The sequence below is a fragment of the Mucilaginibacter sp. BGA-UO-ETr-C110 genome, assembly GCF_059567985.1.
Window position 1 is genome coordinate 2,845,510 of sequence record NZ_JCAQPB010000002.1, and the last position, 20,091, is coordinate 2,865,600.

Sequence of the window (20,091 nt, forward strand, 5' to 3'; positions counted from 1 at the left end):
TTTCTTTATAATCAACCTGAAAGACTTTATTTTATTGGATAGGAATGCAAAGCCCCGTTAGCCAGGTTAAGGCAAAGCAGCTGTTGCATGGGATAATTGAACTTGCCTGCGGGTGTGCCCATTAAAAATAGCTTACCCCCATCAGGGTGTTTGTAAAGAAAACCGATATCGGCATAACCAGTGTTGGCCTGCCAGATAACCTTACCATCGGGCTGCAAGGCTGTAAGCAATACCGGCGCGGTATTCTCCATAGATGCTTTGTGCATCACAATCAACCCTCCATTATTTAAGCGGATGGGGGCATGTATATTGTTATAACTGTCGGCAAATAGCTGATAGGTTTCACTATTAGTAAGCGAATCAATAGGCCGCCGATAATTTTGATGCGGATCGGTTAAAAAACCGCCGTATATGTAGACAGCATCCTTTATCTTTTTCCAGTCGCCGCTAAGCTTATTGGCAGGATGGCTATATACAGATCTTCTCACCGATTTTTCTGAACTGCGGTGTTGTACTCCTTCCATTAAATTATTGGCCTGTAACAACTGCACTTCTTTCTCATCCAGCAAAGCCAGGCTTTGTTTACCATCATCATAGGCCTGTATCATCAAACTATTATAAGAAGGCTGATTTTTTGATTTAAAATACCGGTCGGGATTGTTCAAATTGATAACATCTGTTTTTAAGGTAAGACCATTAATGGCATAAAAAAGGCCATCCGTACCTTTAAACAAGATGGATTGTAAGGAGTCATTATAGGCATATTTGATATCGCTATCGTTGTATGATGACAGTTCTTCTTTACTCATTTTATCCTTAACTGTTTCAAAATGATCATTTTGCGCTATCACCTCCCCTGTTTGTTTATCGATCACGTACAACTCATTCCGCAGAAAAAATAAATATTTAGAAGACTGACCCAATAATGCCGCATGGCCAAAATCTTGGTCGCGGTTGTTTTTAGCATCAAGCTTTGCTCTCCATAATCTTTTGCCGCTTTCTACATCAATAGCTTCAGCATACCTGTTGTTGTCGATATAGGTTTCTGTCGTTCCTGATTCATGGGTTACTACGGTAGCCATAACCGTATGTCCATTGGCGTTATAAAATAAGGCATCTGGCTGGGCATAGGTGGCAGCACCACTACTTATGATGCTGATTATACCTAAAACAATAGCAATTACGATCAATACAGGTAACAGAAAAAGCAATACGAGTCGCCAGTAATTACGCTGAAATGGCAGCGCGCCAGGGAAATTGTGTTGTTGCATAAGGTAGTTTAACCAAAAACACGATGGCTTTCGATTTGTTTGACCTCTCAGCAGCACGGGTTAAAGCCGCATAACGTTATGTACGTTACGCGGCTCTTCATTTATTTTTTGTTAAATGAGGGCAAGATATATTTACTGATCAGCTCATCAGATGGCGATTTGGAGTTATAATTACCACCAGTTATGGCCACAACCAGATCCTGATCTGGGAAAACGTATATTTTTTGACCGCCATTGCCCTGTGCCGCTTTTCCATAATATCGCACACCACCATCGGCATCCAGGTACTTTAACCACCACAGGTAGCCATAATCAACCCCTTGCACTACGGAGTGTTTTTGGAACGAGGCTGTTACCCAATCGGCAGGGATGATCTGTTTATTATTCCAAACGCCTTTGTTGAGGTATAACAACCCAAACTTAGCCATATCACGCGGGTGCAGGTAGATCTGGCAATATTCGTTAATATTTGACCTGTCGGGTTTAAAATTCCATTTGTAGCCGGTAATACCCAGCGGGCCAAAAAGTTTTTTTTGACCAAAAGCCGGAAGCTCCATATGGGTAGCTTTTTCAATAATGCGACCGATGGTAATGGGGTTGCCAGAGCAATACCTTCCATCGTTACCTGGTTTATCGATCATCGGCAGGTCAAGGGTGAATTTAACCCAGTCGTCTGATGCATCCATACCTTCTTCACTGCCTACCGATTTGGGGTTGCTCACGTCGCAATCCAGACCGCTTTGATTGGCCAGCATGTTTTCAATGGTAATGGTTTTCTTGATATCGGTATTATTAGCCAGATTATATTCGGGAAAGTAGGAAACCACCCGCTCGTTTTTACTCTTGATAAACCCTTTATGGATAGCAATGCCGGTAAGCGCCGATACCATACTTTTAGTAGCCGAGCGCATTTCCTGCAGACTATCTTTGGTATACTCGTAAAAATACTCTTCAAATACCAGCTTGCCGCCTTTTATAATTAAAACACTATGCACATTGGGATATTTACCGCGTACAATCTTGTTCATCATTTTATCGAGCAAAGCTGTATCCAAGCCAACAGCAGTGGCGTTGCCAGGCTGTAAACCATCTTTAAATTTGGCAGGCATAGCATATTTATACTGATAGGTTTTAACGTCAGCCCCTAATTTAGGATACCACATTTTTGGTGAAAATGAAACACTTCTCGTAATGAGCTTATTGGTCTCATTACCTTTGGTATAGCCTATGATCTGGTTTGAAGCATTTCTCAAAAAACTGATCTTATTTTTGCCGACATCCAAAAAAACATCTTTACCGGAAGTTTTTAAAGGGTATACGCTTAGTTTAATAATGGCAACCAAACAGGTATCAACCGGCGAGGCTGCGATCTGTAATTTATCTTCTTTTCCATATTCATAAACACCTTCATATTCTTTTAATTGCTGATAGGTTATTTTATAAGGTTGTTGCGCAAACAAGCATTTGGCGGTTAATAACAACATCAATGCGAACAGCGTAGTCTTCAGGTTTTTCATTGTTTAGGATTTGTACTGATGACGCAATCTATATCATTTGCGTTACAATACATCGGGATAATAAAACTAATATGAGTAATATTTAACCTTATAACCAAACCACCTTTTGTTCGCTCTTGTGCTCTTTTCCAATAATATCCCGGTATAATTCGGGCCTTCTGGCCTTGATATAGCGGTAACCACCCGCCAGTGTTAATTTATCGGCATGGATATCGGCAATGGCAATTTCATTATCCAGCGAGGTGCACTCTGCTATAACATCACCGTAAGGGTCAACAACCATGGAACAACCATTTTTAAGCTGATCATCGTCCATACCTATCGGATTGGCAAAAACCGCGTATATCGCATTGTCATAAGCCCGGGCAGGTAACCATTTCATAAGCCAGGCCCTGCCTTTAAGTCCGTCGAACTCTTCGCGTAGCCGTTTGGCGTTGCCGGCTTTATCCTTCCACAATCCGGCATCAACAAAACCGGCACCTGGCCTGGTAGATGGCGTACACATGGTTACATGCGGCATAAAAATAATATCGGCACCCAATAATTTTGTTGCTCTTACATTTTCAATAACGTTATTATCATAACAGATTAGGATGCCGCATTTCCAGCCTAAAATTTCAAAAATGGTATAGCTGGTGCCTGGCTGTAAATGAGGGTTGATGAACGGATGTAGTTTGCGATGTTTGGCTACCAGGCCATTTTTATCTACGCATACATAGGGTTTAAATAAGTTACCTTCTTCATCCTTTTCAAACAACCCGGCCAGTATAATAATATCAAATTCCCGGGCATAAGCGGTAAGCGCCGAGATGCTTTCTCCCCCGGGAACCACTTCAGCCAGGTCAAGCATTTGCTGTTTATCCAGATGCCGGGCAAAAGTATAGCCGGTAATGGAGCATTCATGAAATGCTATGACATCAGCCCCCTGTTGAGCAGCCTTTTGTGTAAGTTGTTTGATCACAGATAAATTATAGGCTTTGTCGCCGCTTTTATGCTCAAATTGGGCTGTAGCTATTTTCAAATTTTCCATATGCTAAGTATTTAATATACAGCAAAGCTATGCCTCCTTGTAAACGCCTCCTTGTAAAAAACCGACAATTACAAAAGCAACTAAACCTGCATAAAATTGATAGCCAGCAGGTTGTTGGTTTTATAGGCAGATGGGGTTATACCAATGTTCTTTTTAAAATAGTTACTGAGGTGTGCCTGGTCATAATAACCGCTTTCATAAGCAGCATCGGCGATCTTTGTATCCGGCGAGTGGCTTTGTAGGTTCTTTAGAAAATATTGCAGTTTCACAATAGCTGTGAAACGCTTCGGGCTTATCCCGATATACTGGTTAAACCGGCGTTCGAGCTGCTTTTCGGTTATGGGTAAAACATTTAGCAAATGCGATACGGATATGTTTCCTTTATGGTTCTCTATCAGTTTTAAAGCTCCGGTAAGTATTTTATCAGGGTACAGAACATCAGCCAGCTTTTTGAATACAAAATTTTCGATATGTTCAATTTTGTTTTTGATATAAGTCTCATTTAAAACCCGGTCTTCCAGATCTTCGGCATCACTTTTAAAAAGTTCGTTTAGTTTGATCAGGCTGTCATTTAATTCAACAGAGGCTATGCCAGATAAGGCATACAGGGCATAAGGCTGAAATACAACTACCAATATATCTAGTTCCCCGGTTGATGCCAGGTCCTTGTATTGGGTTAACTGACCGTAAACAAAGCTGCGCGGGTGGACATAGGTTTTCGACTGATCCATCGCATATTCTACCAATGGTGCTTTAAAATAGAACACCATCCCCGGGTTACCGTCAGAAAACAAACGATAATTTAACTGCTTGCCGCAGTTATTTTCCAGTATTAAATAGTGCTTAATAATATGAGCAAGATGTGGCGATGGCGGTATTTGCATAATAAGCCTGATAACATAGTAAAGTTACTATTTTTAATATAATTGGGATCGTACAACCATACCAGTAACAATTATATAATATTCAAAATTCGCTCGAATTAAATATCTTAGGCATCATAAAATGTCAAATCCTGCTATACAACATCTTATGAAGATTAAACTTATCATTTTAGCGTTTGTGTTATTCAGCACACAGGCGTATTCCCAGTCAAAAAACAGTATATCCTTATTTTATGGTGTAGCCGCCAATAATGTGAACATCCACGGCGACATCGGCGATTATGGATACAAGTCAAAAAGCAGCACCATTATAGGTTTCGGTTACACCCATAATTTAACCAACTCTTTTGCGCTGGAAACCGGCCTGCAATACTCCAGCAATAAACTAATATTAAGCTATATTGTTCCTGACAGGGGCGAGATCCTGAGTCCTGGCAGAGCTAAACTAATCACGGTACCAATCTACGGTAAATACACTTTTTTAAAATATCTGTATGTTAATGCCGGCCTCTTCGTCGACTTTGATTTTGGTGCCGATAATGATACCGGGATAAACGACCAAAAAGGCATCGGCGCTGAGATTGGTGTTGGTGGTAAATATGATTTTGGCAAAGTAACTGTTTTTATCAACCCATTTTTACTGGAACATCGCTTAATTGGCTTTAAAAACTATGGCCGAACCAATAGTATAGAAAACGCGGGTGTAAAGTTTGGCGTTGGGTATAATTTTTAGCGCGGAGAAGTTGAGGAGACGCATGTGATGCGTCTCTACATTTATTTTTTGTAGCGGCACATTACATGTGTCTCATAGATATCCAATAAGTAACAATGATGTTATGATGCCCCCCTATGCAACATATTGGTTATAACTTTCCGTTCATACAGAAAAAGCTATAGTTTTGTGTGTTGACCGTGCTATAAATGGCTGAATTAGCATCATTCAAATTTACCCCGATTGTAAAAAAATGTTAAATGACAGGCCTGTCCGGCACGCTGCAACCCTAAATGTTTATATTAGCCCCTGTTAGCCGCTTTATATTATATTAATGATATCTAGAAAAATTTTACTCATAATTTCCCTGTTATTCTCTTTTGGTTTTGCCGCTTCGGCGCAACAGGATAGCATACCCTTAAGTACGCTTATTCAAAAGACTGCTAAATTTCAAAGCAGTTTCCCCATTGAAAAAGTTTACCTCCATTTAGATAAACCTTACTATGCCGTGGGCGATACCATTTGGTTTAAAGCCTATGTAACTGTCGAAAAACACCAGCCATCGGGCTTAAGCGGTGTGGTTTATGTTGATGTGATCAACAACCAGGATTCGGTTATGGAAAACCTGCGTTTGCCGGTTAAAAATGGCTTCGCTAATGGCAACATTACCCTTACCGGTGATACCTATAAACAAGGTCCTTACCGCATCAGGGCTTACACTAACTGGATGCGCAATTTTGACCCTGATTATTTTTACGATCATACCATTAATGTAGGTAACGCCATCGATAACCAGGTAAATACCTTTGTCAGCTACAAAAGCTCCGCAAAAAGAGGTACTGTAAAGGTCGACGCGGACATCCTTTATAAAGATCCTGCCAATACCCCCTATGCCAACAAAAGAGTAAGCTGGCAATTGATGCGAAACGGCGATGCGGTAACCAAAGGCAGCGGTCGTACCGACGATAAAGGTCATTTACTAGTTGACATACCCGAAAATGAGACCGCTACCATCACATCCAGTTCGTTGGTAACTGCCATTGATATGGGCGAACGTAAATCGGTTACCAATTCATTTTCGTTAAAAGCTGCGGTAACGGCTTATGATGTCCAGTTTTTTCCCGAAAGCGGGCAGCTTACCAATGGTATACGCTCAAAGATCGCCTTTAAAGCCATCAACTCCAAAGGTTTGGGAACTGATGTAAAAGGAACTATAACCGACGATCAGGGTACTGTTATGGCATCTTTTACCTCTGCGCATCTGGGCATGGGTGTATTTGCCATAACCCCGGAAAGCGGAAAGGTGTATACCGCCAATGTTACTTTCCCTAATGGTTCCACTGGTACCTATAAGCTTCCAAGGGTACAAGCCATGGGTATCAATCTGGCCGTATTTAACGCCGATGCCGATAACCTTACTGTTAAAATATCAGCCAATGAATTATTTTTACAGCGTAAACAAAATAAAAGTTTTTACCTGGTAGCGCAAAATGGTGGAGTTATTTACTATGCCGCCCAAACTGTATTACAAAACGCTGCCTACACAGCCAATATTCCAAAAAGCAAATTCCCCACAGGTATTGTACAATTCACCCTGTTCTCATCTGGCGGCTACGCTTTATGCGAGCGTGTTGTTTTTGTACAACATAACGATCTCCTAAATCTTACTTTAAGGCCCGATAAGCCTTCTTATACAACCCGGCAAAATGTAAGGATAGCGGTATCGGCAAAAAACAGCACTGCTCCTGTTGAAGGCAGCTTCTCTGTAGCCGTACTCGATGATACCAGCGTACCTACCAACGAAGATTCGGAATCAACCATATTAAGCAACCTGCTGCTCACATCAGACCTGAAAGGATATATCGAAAAACCCAATTACTATTTCAATAAACCCGACCAGGAAAAACAGGACAACCTGGATATCCTGATGTTGACGCAGGGTTACCGTCGTTTCTCGTATGAGGATATCCTGGCAGATAAAAACCCGCCGATCTTCATCGCGCCTGAACAGGGAATTGAAGTATCGGGTATATTAAGAACCAATACCGGCCTCCCGGTAGGTAAAGGGAGCATACGCCTGCTGATACCCGACCGTAACTTTTCGGCCGAAACGGTAACCGACCTGTCGGGTAATTTCAAGTTCAGTAACGTGGTGGTGATGGATACCTCTAAAATAACCCTGAGCGCCCGTAATAACGTAAATGGCAAAAACATGGTGATCAGCGTAAACGGCGAATTGTATCAGAAATTAAGTAAAAACCCTAACCAGCCCGACGAAATTGTAAATATCGACAGCGCGATGCGCCCCTACCTGGATAACAGCCGCAGACAATACCAAAACTCCCGCGTGCTGAAAGAGGTGGTAGTTAAATCAACCAAGTTCGAGAAAAAACCAAGTCATAATGACTTTGGCACATTTGCCGGTTTACCCGGACAGGCCGATCACGATATATCGGGCGATCAGTTGAAAGATTGCCCCCTGCTGATCAACTGTTTAAGCACCATGGCTTTTGGTTTAACATATGTAGACAATAACTTTTATGTCACCCGTGATTATAACGCCGGCAAAAAAGTGCCAGTACAGATATATGTGGGCAGTATGCCGGTTGATGTGAACTTTTTATCAACCATTACAGGTGCCGAAGTAGCATCTGTTGAGATATTTTTAAAGGACGGTGTAAGCGGTATCAATCGGATGAATCAAACAAACGGCGTTTTGATCATCAACAAAAAAGTGATCAAAAAGGAGAAAATAACACTGGCTCAGCTACAGGCGCTTATACCTAAACAAAACGTAGTTACTTTCGCCATACAGGGTTATGGTAAAGCCAAAGAGTTTTACATGCCTAAATATGAGGTTAACAAACAAAGCTCGCTCGGGGCCGATCTGCGTAACACCATTTACTGGAACCCGAAAGTGATAACCGATAAAAACGGTGTAGCCTCATTCAGCTTTTTTAACAGCGATGCCCGTGGATCATACCGTGTAATTATTGAAGGCCTGGATGCCGAAGGCGACCTGGGCCGCCAGGTGATGCATATCCAGGTGAAGTAATTTTGAGCAGATTTTGGGAGCAAGGAACAAAGGCTATAGGACAAAATGTCCTGTCAATCCATGCTCCCAAAATCCTTGTTCTTTGTTCTAAAAATCTTTGCTCCAAAAGTCCCCAAATCCTTGTTCCAAAAGTCCTTGCTCTTTACTCCAATAATGGTTAGATTTATGAAACACATAAACTTATCATTATGGATTTTTCACACATCAATTGGCTGGCCGTGGTAGCGGCCGGTGTTTCGGCATTTTTAGTTGGCGGTATCTGGTACTCCCCATTACTGTTCGCCAATCCCTGGATGGCTGATAACAAGCTTACTCCCGACGAATTAAAGACATCCAACAAAGCCCGTACCTTTGGCATTTCGGCTATATTTTCCATCATCATGGCCATTAACCTGGGTATGTTCCTGTCCGATGCTAAAACAGACGTATCCTGGGGTGCTACAGCGGGTTCCCTGGCCGGCGTGTGGACATTCAGCGCTATTGCCATACAAGGCTTGTTTGAGTTGAAAAGCTGGCGACTGATATTTATAAACGGAGGCTACAGCCTGGTATCTTTAACGCTGATGGGCACCATTATAGGCTGGTGGAGATAGGCTGAAAAATACTAAACTCTAACTATTAATCTACACCCGGTGATGATCAGCACGCCAGTTTTTGACGGCTCTTTTAATTTCAGTTGCCGATAGATTTTCGGCTAACACTCTTTCTATTAAGGGAACCAGTTCATCATCGGGGGCAAAACGCAGGGCAGCTATCTGGGCTATGGTAAGTCTATTGTCCAGCGGTTGGCGGGTGAGTATAAAATAACGCAGACCTTCTTCGGCCCGTATGGCTCTGTCTTGCGCCTTTAGCGGAAACATGCGTGCAAACAGGCCCATCAGCAAACTACAGCCAAAAAGCAGCATAATGAGCAAGGCGCTCAAAAAGCCCGTCGTCTGCCATTGCATCACCACATTCACCATAGAAACTATCAATCCTACAATAAGCATACCTCCCAACAAATAATGGAAGCCTGCAGCAGTGCGTTTATGGTTGGCGAAGTTTTGTGAGGTCATGGCTTGTTTTTTGGTGAAAGATACTACTAAATTGTTACCACTGGCACACGCCATTATTACAATCGGGTTATAATATTTTTAAACAATGCAAGCATATTTGAGTTGATTTTAATACTAACAATTGATACTATGGCAAACACATTTGAAAAAACGTTCACATTAGGTGGCGACTATACCATAAACCGCCTGGGCTACGGTGCCATGCGCATTACCGGCCAGGGCATCTGGGGGCCACCCAAAGACAAGGATGAATGCATCCGTGTACTTAAACGGGCTGTAGAACTGGGCGTAAACTTTATTGATACCGCCGATAGCTACGGCCCCAATATTTCAGAAGAACTAATAGCCGAAGCGCTTGCACCTTACCCTGCCGGTCTCATCATTGGCACCAAGGGCGGTTTCCTGCGTACAGGCCCTAACCAGTGGAATATCGACTCATCCCCGGCTCACCTCCAGGAAGCGTTGGAAGGTAGCTTAAAACGCCTGAAACAGGACCGTATCGACCTATATCAGCTGCACCGTATAGATCCAAACGTTCCTGCCGAAAAAAGCTTTGAGTTTTTACAAAAAGCACAGCAGCAGGGCAAGATCAAACACATTGGCCTATCCGAAGTTAGCGTAGACGAGATCAAACACGCGCAGCAATTTTTTGAAGTGGTATCGGTACAAAATATGTACAGCGTTGATAACCGCAAATGGGAAGCCGAACTACAGTATACCCGCGAACAAAATATTGCCTTTATACCCTGGTACCCACTGGGTGGTGGCAATGTAAAAGGCGAGCAGATTTTACAGGGTGTAGCCGATAAATATAGCGTTACCATTCACCAGGTAGCCTTAAGCTGGTTACTGCACCACTCGCCAAACATCCTGCTTATTCCGGGTACATCAAGCGTGGAGCACCTGGAAGAGAACATGAAAGCAGCCGATATCAAGTTGGACGAAGCCGATCTGCTGATCCTGGAAAGTTTGAAAGACATCAAATAAACAGCTCTGCCAAACGGGTAAAATAAAGGGATGCCATAATATACAGGCATCCTTTTATTTTTGTATCATCATCACATACATGAAAAGTAAAGAAGAGATCCTGAATAGCTATAATACCACCAGCAACGATGGTTTACCCGAAATATCCGCTCCCGACCTACTAAAGGCCATGGAGACTTACAAAGAACAATGGGCCGAAGCAGCTTTTAATGCAGCCCGACAGCTAAAGAATAGTGCATATGAGTTTGCCACCTATGCCGATTATGCAGCTCATACCCTGCAGGAGGCCAGCCAGCAGCAGAAGAACCGCGATGATTTTACCGAAGCCATTACCCTGGCCGCCAACAGCGTACTACCGCATTTTTTACCCCACGATCGTTCGGTGCAGGAATTTTCATTCAACTTTACTATGCGGGGAAAATCCTATACCGCCTTTTATAAAAAAGATGCGGAGGGTTACTGGCAACTGACCACCTGGACCGCCGCCATTTAATATCCCGACAGACCAAACGGTCGGTCATGGTTTTGCGCGTGCTGGCACTCCCCTTTTTTAGCTTAAAACTTTTTAAAGCTTAAATTTTAACACTTTTCTGCCCGAAAACGGGCTAAAAACGGGTCAAAAACCGTTGAAAAACCCTCATTTTAACACTTTTTAACAAATTTCAACACAGTTTTGAGCAGTTTTTAAAACTTTAAAAAGTATTAATTTATTGATTATCAAATAGCTAACAACAAAACACTCCATTTTTAGTCTTGTTTTGCCTTAACTAAAACAGCCCGCTGATCTCCTGAAAAGACAAGCGGGCTGCTGTTGATATAAATATACGAAAAATTATGGGTAGATGTGGTGGCGGAAAATGAATATCGTAGACTACTCACCCGTCTACACATTTCGTTTTTCTCCCCCCGTCATTGCGAGGTACGAAGCAATCTCTAAACTATACAGAGTGGCTCTGCAAATCGGGGATTGCTTCGTACCTCGCAATGACGCGTAGAGAGAGGAGTGTTTTCCAATCTAATATTCTCCTCCGTCAGCAGAACAGCTTCGGGTGAAAGCGGGCAGAACAATACTGGCCTGTGCGGTCGGAGGGGCATTAGCGAACCTTGCCGAAGCCCGGGATTGAGCGAACGAAGTAGAGGCAAGGTTTAGCAGCCCGTGGTTGTGCCTGATTTGCAGGGCAAGGCCCTGTGCGGCAAAGAAGCATTTCTGGTGACAGCCTTTTTGGTTACTTTTGTGGCGACAAAAGTAACTGGCCCTCCCGCGGCCAAGAGCGGGTATACGTCATACATTTACGCCCTGTATAGTATGCGATTATTAATGTTGTTAATTGTTTTTAAGGTATTAATGAGCTCCCTACGGTCGGTTGTCCACGCTTCGCTCGCAATGACATGCTTTTGATTATTCGTTTCCCTATCAAACCACCGCTACTTTAAACGGCTTCACATCAACCGATTCCCATACTTTTTGGGTAATGTAGGGTTCGTTCTGTTTCCAGGCGCCAAGGGCTTCCTCGGTTTCAAACTGCATGATCATGACGGAGCCTATCATGTTACCTTCGTCGTTCAATATAGCCCCTCCTTCCACGTAATTACCGTTTTCTTTCAGCACTCTTACACCATCTAAATGATGCGGGCGCACATCCATGCGGCGTTGCAATGCGCCGTCATCTGTATAATCATATCCCGTAACCAGGTATTGCTTCATAATTAGTGAGTTAATGATTTACTGAATTAGTGATTTTTTTGTTATTGTTTCTTATCGGGATCAAAGGTGATCTTCCAGCAGATCCCATATCTATCGGCCAGCATCCCGTAATGTGTGCTCCAAAAAGTTTCACCTATGGGCATGGTGGCCTGTCCTCCTTCGGATAGTTCATTATATATGCGATAAGCTTCGTTCTGGCTAACCGTGCTGAGATAGAGATAAAAATTATTGGCGATCCCGGGTGTTAATCCTTGGTGTGTTTCTATACTATCGCAGCCCATGATAACCGTATTCGGGGCAATTTGTAAAGAAGCATGCATGATCTTTTCATCTGCCGAAAGTGGAAATAATTTTTTATCCGCCTGCGGTACATCCTTATAACGCCCCATGAACAGGATCACACCACCAAAAACAACTTTATAAAAATTGAAAGCTTCTTCGCAATTATCTTTAAAAACAAGGTAAGGGTTTAGCGTTGTCATTGTTTTCTGATTAATTTAAGCGTACTGCTTCCAATTATTTTATCCAACAGGTAAGTTACTGTTCTGTTTGCCTTTGTTATCGTAAAACTATACATTTAAACCTCCTGCACGGCCACATCATTGTCCGAAAAAATTAAAAATTTCTATTTTAAATTTATTTTATAAATGTATATTTGACAATTTTTACAATATTTGTTATTCCAAAATAACTAACCTGAAATAATGAAGAATACTTTGCAGCAGGAATTTACTAAGCTTTATAATAAAGAGGCCGACGCTACCTATTTTTCTCCCGGTCGCGTAAACCTTATCGGCGAACATATTGACTACAACGGCGGACTGGTTATGCCATGCGCCATCACTTTCGGAACTTACCTGTTAATATCCCCTAATGAGGATGGCGTTTTTCGCTTCAGGAGTTTAAACTTTACCGACCAGGACGATATCCCTGTTCAGCAACGTTATGAAAAAACTGGCGACGAATGGTTTAACTTCCCTATCGGTGTCATAGATCATTTTGGTAAGGATGGCCATCAGCTAAAAGGCCTGGATATGCTTTTTTATGGCGATATCCCTATCGGCTCTGGTTTATCCTCATCAGCCTCTATTGAAGTAGTTACAGCTTATGCCCTGAATGATCTGTTTAACTGTGGTTACAGCAAGCTCGACCTGGTTAAACTGTCAAAATCTGTCGAGAATAATTTTATCGGCGTAAACAGTGGTATTATGGATCAGTTTGCCGTTGCCTTTGGCGAAAAGAACAAGGCCCTGATGCTGAACTGCGACACCCTGGATTACCAGGCGGTTGACAGTAACCTGGGCGATCATGTGCTGGCTATCATCAACACCAATAAACCCCGCAAACTGGCGGAATCGAAATATAACGAACGTGTACAGGAATGTCAGCAAGCGCTGAAAACCCTGCAACAGGAGCTGGAGATCAATCACCTGTGCGATATTGATGCCGATACATTCAAAAAATATCAACACCTGATCACCAACCCGGTAGTGCTGAACCGCGCCAAACATGTGATTGAAGAGAACGACCGTGTAAAACTGGCCGCAACAGCGCTGGCCGCTAATAACTTACAAGAATTTGGCCGGTTAATGTATGCTTCGCATGATTCATTGCGCGACTTATACGAAGTAAGCGGTGCCGAACTGGATGCCGTAGCCGAATACAGCAAAACCAATCCCAACGTGGCCGGTGCCCGCATGACCGGTGCAGGTTTTGGCGGTTGCGCTATAGCATTGGTTAAAGCCGATGCATTTGATAATTACAGCGCTGAAATAACCGAATATTACACCAAAAAAATTGGCTATGCGCCATCCGTTTACAACTCGCTGATCGGTAATGGCGTAGGATTGCTGAATTTACTGGTTAATTAATACTTTTGCGCATATTGGTTCATCGTTGATGGTTCATAGATCATAGTAAGTAAATGGTGAAGCCATCAACTATGAACCATCAACTATGAACCATCAACCACCAACTATGCGCAAATTAAAATTAGATGAGCTAAACCGGGCTTCGGTTGATGAATTTAAGGCACAGGATAAGCTGCCGGTTGCTGTTGTACTGGACAATGTGCGCAGCATGCACAACATAGGCTCTATTTTCCGTACTTCGGATGGCTTCGCGGTGGAGCAGATCTGTCTTTGCGGAATTACCGCCCAGCCCCCGCACCGCGAAATTGAAAAAACCGCCCTTGGCGCCACACAATCCGTTAACTGGACCTATTACGAAACCCCGCTGCAGGCTGTAGAGCAATTGCGCAAGGATGGTTACCGCATTATAGCCGTTGAACAAGCCGAAAACAGCACCATGCTCAATGAATTTACCCCGCTTGATAATGAAAAATACGCCCTCATCTTCGGCAACGAAGTAAACGGCGTAAGCGATGAGGTAATGCAAAATATCGATGCCTGTATCGAAATCCCTCAATTCGGTACCAAACATTCTTTTAACATCGTCGTATCGGCAGGGATAGTCCTTTGGGATTTCTTTGCCAAAATGGCGATATAAGGTAAATGCATTTAACTAAATCCATGTCATTGCGAGCGAAGCGTGGCAATCTCGTAGCTATTCTTATCCATGAGAACGCGAGGAGATTGCTTCGTCGTTCCTCCTCGCAATGACATAGTGGTAAAAGCCCCAACCCTTTAGACAAAGGCTGTCATGCTGAGCTCGTCGAATCATGGTGGGCAGGCCTCTACGCACGTCCTTCGACAGGCTCAGGGTGACAGACACGAGGCTTTAAAGACTTACGAAGTTTTTTAGCAAAATCAGTCACTTAAATAACCACCACCAAACGGTTACCGCTATCCACTTCCAGATCCCAAAGTTCGGCGATGTTCTCCAATTTTACGGTGATGGTTTCAACCTTGAGCTTACCCGCTGCTGCCAACGCAAACATCTCGGGTAAGATCTGACTAAAAAGCTGCCCAACCTGTGGTTTTGACCATGCGCCCAAACCCGAGCCTGTTAATTGCAGATCGACACTGCGCAGGTTTGCGGCCGATAGTTGGATCAGGTCGCCCGACATGCTGCCTACGGATACATACCTCACCCGGTTGGTAAATGAGCCCTTGCCCTTTATACAGGCGAGTATCATTTCGGCGGTATGTCCCCACAGGTAATCAATAATGATATCAATAGGCGTAGAAGAATGAATCACGGCCAATTGCGCTTTAAAACTTTCATCATCCTGCAATACCGAAACTATCTCGTCGGCACCAAGCGATAACAGGTCATCCAGCGAAGCCTGGTTCCTGCCCGTTGCGATCACTTTTTTGGCGCCGTAGTGTTTGGCTATCTGCACCGCTACGCGCCCGGTAAAACCGGTGGCCCCATTGATCAGTACTACATCGCCCGACTGGATATCTGCTTTGAATTTGAGACCCATGGCTGCACCGATCACCGCGTTGGGCAGGGCTGCCGCTGTAGCATCGTCCAAGCCATCCGGAATTTTCACAATGCGGTCTTTATCAATGGTCGCTCTCTCAGCCAGCATACCGCTTATACCCATGCCATATACGCGCATTCCATCTGCAAGCAGACAAACGCCGTCGCCCCCGATGACCTTTCCGTTTTCTTTTGGCGCATCGCTTGAATAGTGCTTGCCGCTGGCCTTGCTTTTATCCAAATGTTTGATGGCTACCGCCTTTACGGTTACCAGTACTTCATCCTCGTTTTGAGCTATCGGCTCCGGAAAATCTGTATATTGAGGTAAACCTCCTTGTTGATACATTACTGCTGCTTTCATTTTATTTGTTGTTTACACAAAAGTAGAGTGGCAAACAGCGTCGGACGATAACATTTGTTATCAAATGCAGGAATGTGCGTTGCCTATCATCCAGTCTGACTTATAAAGCATGTCATTGCGAGCGTAGCGCGGCAATCTCCTCACCGCACCTTCACACTACGCTTTCTTGAATTGAATGCGAAGAGATTGCCACGTCGTTCCTCCTCGCAATGACATAAAGGGAAAAGCACTTTAATACAAATTGTTATTAAATTAGCTATCCCATAGTTTTCAATAAACCAACCTCATGAACACCCTTGCCAAAAAATTGCAGATGAAACCCAACACACGCTGGTTATTGCATAAAGCGCCGGCTAACTACCTCGAAAGCCTGGAGCCTCTGCCCGATGATGTAGAGATAGTACACAATACCGCGGGTAGTTTTAACGGCGTACAGCTGTTTGTCACCAATAGTGTGGAACTGGCAGATGAACTGAAAGTGATCGTTCCACTGCTAAAGGATGATACCATATTCTGGATCATCTACCCTAAAAAGAATTCGGGCATCACAACCGACCTCGAGATGATGAGCAGCTGGGATGCACCAGCTCAATACGGTATCCGTCCGGTAGCCTCGGCAGCGGTTAATGAGGTATGGACGGCCCTGCGTTTTCGCCCGGTGGACAAGGTAAAAGTTTCGGCGGGCCGTAATGAGGCGGTGCGGAATAACGAGTACAGCGCCTATATTGATGTAGATAAAAAAACCGTGACCCTGCCCGATGATATCAAGGCATCACTGGAACAGCATCCCGATATACTGAACTGGTTTCAGCAGCTGGCCTACAGCCATAAAAAGGAATATGTACTATGGATACTCAGCGCCAAACAGGAAAAAACCCGCCAGGATCGCATGGCTAAAATGGTAGAGATGCTGATCAATAAAAAGAAAAATCCTTCGGATAAATAAGCGATTTCACTTGTCATATCGTCGGCCGGAGGCTGGGTAATAGTGGTCACTCGGCTGGAGCCGAGCGACGGCGGTGTGTATCAGAAAGATTTTTAATTCCCTCCCCACGGGAGGGGTGCGATGGATGAAGCGTAAAGGCAGGGAGGGGTTTAGCCAGCGTTGAAACCCCTTCCTCCCCTTCCCAAGGGAAGGAATCGCGCTGGGCCCAGGCTCCTAAATTGCTAACAAATGTCATCTCGAACGAGGTACGAGGAGAGATCTTTTGCGCCAGACTTATCGCGCGCAAAAGATTTCTCTCTTCGTTCGAAATGACAAACACGTATAAAACACCAGGCTCTTACGCCAAATTCCTACCGGCGTTCACGATGCCGTAAACGGTACGGATCACCAGCTTATCATATATATCAATCAGTTCGCTATCGTCGCTGCTATTGAGCTTCTGTAAGGCATAATGTTGTATGATCACGAGTGGTAATACTATTTTCTCGCGGATGGCGATAGAACGGCGCTCAACCGGGTATTCTTCCATCAGCACAGTGCTTCCGGTTAGGTCAAGCAACATTTCGCGGGTCAGTTCAAACTCGTCCTTCAGTAATTTCCAGAAAGCGCCAAATTTTTTGTCTTTTTCCAGGTAAGCTGTCACCCTGAAATCAGATTTCGACATGGACATGGCACAGTTATCCAGCATGGTTTTAAAGAAACCGGATGTCCGGTACAGTTCTTTTATTTCGAGCCAGTTGCCACTGTCTTTCATCTTTTTCAAAGCGGTACCTACCCCATAAAAACCAGGGATACTTTGTTTTAGCTGACTCCAGGAAGTTACAAAACTGATGGCACGCAGGTCTTCCAGTTTCAATGGTGCGCCGGCGTTCCGTTTGGTTGGGCGGCTGCTGATATTGATACGCGATAACAATTTAAGCGGACTGAATTTCTCCAGGTACTCCACAAATAAAGGGTGCGCGCGCAGGGCCATGAACAGCTCATAGCTTTCGCCTGCCATTTCCGATATCAGGGCTTTGTGCCTTTCATCCAGCAAGTCGTTATGATTTGGGTGCAGAGCCGATATGATACCCGCATTGATCAGCTGCTCCATATTAAAGCGGGCAGTTTCTACCGAGCCATATTGTGAGCTTACGGTTTGCCCCTGGATAGTTAGTTGGATATGATCGTTGGCGATCTCGTTACCCATGGAGGCATAAAAACGGTGTGTTTTGCCACCGCCACGTGCCGGTGGACCTCCCCTGCCGTCAAAAAACGCCAGGCTGATATCATATTTGCGGGCCATAGCGGTCAATTCCACTTTAGCTTTATATATCGACCAGTTGGCCATCAGGTAGCCGCCATCCTTGGTGCTGTCAGAAAAACCAAGCATAATGGTTTGCCTGTTACCGCGTTTTTTCAGGTGCTCGGCATAGTACGGATGCGTGTAGAGTTGCTCCATGATCTCGCCTGCACGGGAAAGATCGTTCACGGTTTCAAACAGTGGCATAAAGTCGACACTCAGGCTGTCTTTTTCCCATCCGCTCCATAAAAACAGGTCGATGAGCTGTAAAATATCAGATGCCTGCTGGCAGTTACTGATAATAAAACGCTGGCATGCCTTTTCGCCGTTAGTTTGCTGAATTTCCTGCATCAGGCGGATGGTATTCAGTGTATCCTGCGTCATGGCATCCGCGTCAGACGGGCAATGAAAATCGGCTTCGTTAAAACTGATCTGTTTTAGCTTTTCTTCTTCGTCCAGATCGGCATAGCCTTTAACAATACCTGTTTTAATATTTTTTACACCATAATCAAACACGCTGCGTAAAACGCGGCTATCCTGACGGATATCCAGCGTGGCAAAATAACAGCCAAACAAGCGTACCTTCTGGATCAGGTTCTCCACAATATCCACAAACAAACTGTCGTGATCAGTTATGATAGTTTGCTTGATAGATTGCAGCAGGCTCAGCAATTCGCCCTGCAGATTTTTAGAATCCGGATGTTCGTTGGCATTTTTGTACAGCAGTTTCTCCAGTTTGGCCATAGCCTTTTCAACCCCACGGAAAGTGATGCGACGTTTAAGCACCCTGAAATCGCGGTAGTAACAACGGAACAGGCGCTGCCTTAAAAAGCTGGCCACCTCTTTGGTAGTTTGTGTAGTTACGTTAGGGTTGCCGTCCCTATCGCCACCCGGCCAAAAACCAAGCTCCAACACACGGCTGCTGGCGGCGTCAATATCAAACTCCTCTTCGAGTTTTGATTGTATGCCCGATACGGCGTGGTAAAATATATTCTCCAGGAACCAGGACAGGCTGATGGCCTCGTCAACCGGTGTTGGTGATGTTTTGTTAAAGAAAGGGGTTTTGCCTAACTGTTGCAGCAGCACATCGATATTGTTGATATCGTTGTTTTTCACCGCTTCGATCAGGTCGGTCATGATGCCCAGTACCGTGCCCGGGTAAAACTGTGTTGGGTGCGCGGTCAGTACCAGTCGTAACGAGAAGTCTTTTAGTTTCTCGCTGATCTTAGCGCGGGTTTCCTCGCTGTTGGTGGCTTGTGCCAGTAAGCTTTGCAGATTACCTGAATCATCAAACTTACCCAGTTTATTAAAAGACGAATCTTCAATAGCATCAAATAAAACTACCTGACGCTCGATGTACTGGATAAAGCGGAACATGCGGTTGATCTGCTCGCGATGGTCAATATCCGGTACATACTTTTTAAAGAACGACTCAATGATATCCGTTGGTGAGGCCTGCTTAATGGCGCCCTTTTCGCAATGTGAACTAAAAAACGGCAATAAAATACCGGTATCCTTTACCTGATAAAATGGTAATGTTTGAAATAAACTGTTATATAACTCAAACCTGGTTACAACTTCGTTATTAAAAGCTGCTTCCCGCTGACTGAGTTTTAAAGTTAATGACATAGTTCAAAATATAATTGGGTTAAAATTGAGTGGTACCGGCTATTGCGCAAACCGGGGGTGAATTTAATTATCTAAAATTAAATTTCAACTAAAAGTAACAAATTTAATAATAGTATTATGAATTTGATATCAATTTTACTAAAACAAGGCAAAAAAATTTAATTATTGTAAATTTACAGCCTGATTTAGAATCAAAATGATATTAAAGAAATTATGCCGTTTAGCTGTAAGCAAAGATTTTTATAACTTGCCTGTGTATTGCCCGGCCAC

17 protein-coding genes are annotated in these 20,091 nt (G+C 43.8%); 8 read left to right on the top strand and 9 right to left on the bottom strand.

The genetic code is table 11. From position 1 onward, the window contains the following. Positions 1–26: 26 nt before the first annotated feature. The 4 genes from AC57BQ_RS12485 to AC57BQ_RS12500 form a co-directional block, all read right to left on the bottom strand. Positions 27–1,271 carry a PA2928 family protein gene (locus AC57BQ_RS12485; protein ID WP_496406593.1) on the bottom strand — a complete coding sequence of 415 codons (1,245 nt, stop codon included), beginning with the start codon at positions 1,269–1,271 and terminating at the stop codon, positions 27–29. 101 nt (positions 1,272–1,372) lie between these two features. After that, positions 1,373–2,788 carry a serine hydrolase domain-containing protein gene (locus AC57BQ_RS12490; RefSeq protein ID WP_496406594.1) on the bottom strand — a complete coding sequence of 472 codons (1,416 nt, stop codon included), beginning with the start codon at positions 2,786–2,788 and terminating at the stop codon, positions 1,373–1,375. Between the two features lie 88 nt (positions 2,789–2,876). After that, on the bottom strand, positions 2,877–3,818 hold the full coding sequence (locus AC57BQ_RS12495; protein WP_496406595.1) for a nitrilase family protein: 942 nt from the start codon (positions 3,816–3,818) through the stop codon (positions 2,877–2,879). Between the two features lie 80 nt (positions 3,819–3,898). Beyond that, entirely contained in the window at positions 3,899–4,702 is an 804-nt protein-coding gene (locus tag AC57BQ_RS12500; RefSeq protein WP_496406596.1) for a DUF6597 domain-containing transcriptional factor, read from the bottom strand. A gap of 148 nt (positions 4,703–4,850) precedes the next feature. On the opposite strand from AC57BQ_RS12500, the gene AC57BQ_RS12505 reads away from it, so the two are divergent. The 3 genes from AC57BQ_RS12505 (at position 4,851) to AC57BQ_RS12515 (ending at position 9,062) form a co-directional block, all read left to right on the top strand. Continuing rightward, entirely contained in the window at positions 4,851–5,435 is a 585-nt protein-coding gene (locus AC57BQ_RS12505; RefSeq protein WP_496406597.1) for an outer membrane beta-barrel protein, read from the top strand. Positions 5,436–5,748: 313 nt separating this feature from the next. Continuing rightward, on the top strand, positions 5,749–8,469 hold the full coding sequence (locus tag AC57BQ_RS12510; protein WP_496406598.1) for a carboxypeptidase regulatory-like domain-containing protein: 2,721 nt from the start codon (positions 5,749–5,751) through the stop codon (positions 8,467–8,469). Between the two features lie 188 nt (positions 8,470–8,657). Beyond that, positions 8,658–9,062 (top strand): DUF1761 domain-containing protein, encoded by a 405-nt coding sequence (locus AC57BQ_RS12515; protein ID WP_496406599.1) that lies wholly within the window; start codon positions 8,658–8,660, stop codon positions 9,060–9,062. A 30-nt stretch (positions 9,063–9,092) separates the two neighbouring features. Here AC57BQ_RS12515 and AC57BQ_RS12520 read toward each other — a convergent pair whose 3' ends face one another. Then, positions 9,093–9,578, bottom strand: coding sequence for a DUF6526 family protein (locus tag AC57BQ_RS12520; RefSeq protein ID WP_496406600.1), 486 nt, complete (start codon positions 9,576–9,578; stop codon positions 9,093–9,095). Positions 9,579–9,653: 75 nt separating this feature from the next. Here AC57BQ_RS12520 and AC57BQ_RS12525 point away from each other — a divergent pair, with 75 nt between their 5' ends. Together AC57BQ_RS12525 and AC57BQ_RS12530 are read left to right on the top strand one after the other, a co-directional pair. Beyond that, entirely contained in the window at positions 9,654–10,511 is an 858-nt protein-coding gene (locus AC57BQ_RS12525) for an aldo/keto reductase (RefSeq protein ID WP_496406601.1), read from the top strand. 79 nt (positions 10,512–10,590) lie between these two features. After that, a complete protein-coding gene (locus AC57BQ_RS12530) occupies positions 10,591–11,004 on the top strand; it encodes a hypothetical protein (protein ID WP_496406602.1) in 414 nt (137 codons plus the stop codon). A gap of 921 nt (positions 11,005–11,925) precedes the next feature. On the opposite strand, the gene AC57BQ_RS12535 is transcribed toward AC57BQ_RS12530, so the two are convergent. Then, entirely contained in the window at positions 11,926–12,216 is a 291-nt protein-coding gene (locus tag AC57BQ_RS12535) for a YciI family protein (RefSeq protein WP_496406603.1), read from the bottom strand. A 41-nt stretch (positions 12,217–12,257) separates the two neighbouring features. Beyond that, positions 12,258–12,698, bottom strand: coding sequence for a VOC family protein (locus tag AC57BQ_RS12540; protein ID WP_496406604.1), 441 nt, complete (start codon positions 12,696–12,698; stop codon positions 12,258–12,260). 222 nt (positions 12,699–12,920) lie between these two features. Here AC57BQ_RS12540 and AC57BQ_RS12545 point away from each other — a divergent pair, with 222 nt between their 5' ends. Together AC57BQ_RS12545 and AC57BQ_RS12550 are read left to right on the top strand one after the other, a co-directional pair. Next, positions 12,921–14,087 (top strand): galactokinase, encoded by a 1,167-nt coding sequence (locus tag AC57BQ_RS12545; protein ID WP_496406605.1) that lies wholly within the window; start codon positions 12,921–12,923, stop codon positions 14,085–14,087. 106 nt (positions 14,088–14,193) lie between these two features. Continuing rightward, on the top strand, positions 14,194–14,724 hold the full coding sequence (locus AC57BQ_RS12550) for an RNA methyltransferase (protein ID WP_496409473.1): 531 nt from the start codon (positions 14,194–14,196) through the stop codon (positions 14,722–14,724). 268 nt (positions 14,725–14,992) lie between these two features. Here AC57BQ_RS12550 and AC57BQ_RS12555 read toward each other — a convergent pair whose 3' ends face one another. Further along, on the bottom strand, positions 14,993–15,964 hold the full coding sequence (locus tag AC57BQ_RS12555; RefSeq protein WP_496406606.1) for a quinone oxidoreductase family protein: 972 nt from the start codon (positions 15,962–15,964) through the stop codon (positions 14,993–14,995). 313 nt (positions 15,965–16,277) lie between these two features. On the opposite strand from AC57BQ_RS12555, the gene AC57BQ_RS12560 reads away from it, so the two are divergent. Continuing rightward, the gene (locus tag AC57BQ_RS12560; protein ID WP_496406607.1) at positions 16,278–16,910 is read left to right on the top strand and encodes a YdeI/OmpD-associated family protein; all 633 of its coding nucleotides are present in this window, start codon (positions 16,278–16,280) and stop codon (positions 16,908–16,910) included. 337 nt (positions 16,911–17,247) lie between these two features. Here AC57BQ_RS12560 and AC57BQ_RS12565 read toward each other — a convergent pair whose 3' ends face one another. After that, a complete protein-coding gene (locus AC57BQ_RS12565; protein WP_496406608.1) occupies positions 17,248–19,821 on the bottom strand; it encodes a phosphoenolpyruvate carboxylase in 2,574 nt (857 codons plus the stop codon). Between the last annotated feature and the right edge of the window lie 270 nt (positions 19,822–20,091).

Excerpts from the sequence above, each read along its gene's own strand:
- AC57BQ_RS12485 (WP_496406593.1), bottom strand. The coding sequence starts at position 1,271 with ATGCAACAACACAATTTCCCTGGCGCGCTGCCATTTCAGCGTAATTAC.
- AC57BQ_RS12490 (WP_496406594.1), bottom strand. The coding sequence starts at position 2,788 with ATGAAAAACCTGAAGACTACGCTGTTCGCATTGATGTTGTTATTAACC.
- AC57BQ_RS12495 (WP_496406595.1), bottom strand. The coding sequence starts at position 3,818 with ATGGAAAATTTGAAAATAGCTACAGCCCAATTTGAGCATAAAAGCGGC.
- AC57BQ_RS12500 (WP_496406596.1), bottom strand. The coding sequence starts at position 4,702 with ATGCAAATACCGCCATCGCCACATCTTGCTCATATTATTAAGCACTAT.
- AC57BQ_RS12505 (WP_496406597.1), top strand. The coding sequence starts at position 4,851 with ATGAAGATTAAACTTATCATTTTAGCGTTTGTGTTATTCAGCACACAG.
- AC57BQ_RS12510 (WP_496406598.1), top strand. The coding sequence starts at position 5,749 with ATGATATCTAGAAAAATTTTACTCATAATTTCCCTGTTATTCTCTTTT.
- AC57BQ_RS12515 (WP_496406599.1), top strand. The coding sequence starts at position 8,658 with ATGGATTTTTCACACATCAATTGGCTGGCCGTGGTAGCGGCCGGTGTT.
- AC57BQ_RS12520 (WP_496406600.1), bottom strand. The coding sequence starts at position 9,578 with ATGGCGTGTGCCAGTGGTAACAATTTAGTAGTATCTTTCACCAAAAAA.
- AC57BQ_RS12525 (WP_496406601.1), top strand. The coding sequence starts at position 9,654 with ATGGCAAACACATTTGAAAAAACGTTCACATTAGGTGGCGACTATACC.
- AC57BQ_RS12530 (WP_496406602.1), top strand. The coding sequence starts at position 10,591 with ATGAAAAGTAAAGAAGAGATCCTGAATAGCTATAATACCACCAGCAAC.
- AC57BQ_RS12535 (WP_496406603.1), bottom strand. The coding sequence starts at position 12,216 with ATGAAGCAATACCTGGTTACGGGATATGATTATACAGATGACGGCGCA.
- AC57BQ_RS12540 (WP_496406604.1), bottom strand. The coding sequence starts at position 12,698 with ATGACAACGCTAAACCCTTACCTTGTTTTTAAAGATAATTGCGAAGAA.
- AC57BQ_RS12545 (WP_496406605.1), top strand. The coding sequence starts at position 12,921 with ATGAAGAATACTTTGCAGCAGGAATTTACTAAGCTTTATAATAAAGAG.
- AC57BQ_RS12550 (WP_496409473.1), top strand. The coding sequence starts at position 14,194 with ATGCGCAAATTAAAATTAGATGAGCTAAACCGGGCTTCGGTTGATGAA.
- AC57BQ_RS12555 (WP_496406606.1), bottom strand. The coding sequence starts at position 15,964 with ATGAAAGCAGCAGTAATGTATCAACAAGGAGGTTTACCTCAATATACA.
- AC57BQ_RS12560 (WP_496406607.1), top strand. The coding sequence starts at position 16,278 with ATGAAACCCAACACACGCTGGTTATTGCATAAAGCGCCGGCTAACTAC.
- AC57BQ_RS12565 (WP_496406608.1), bottom strand. The coding sequence starts at position 19,821 with ATGTCATTAACTTTAAAACTCAGTCAGCGGGAAGCAGCTTTTAATAAC.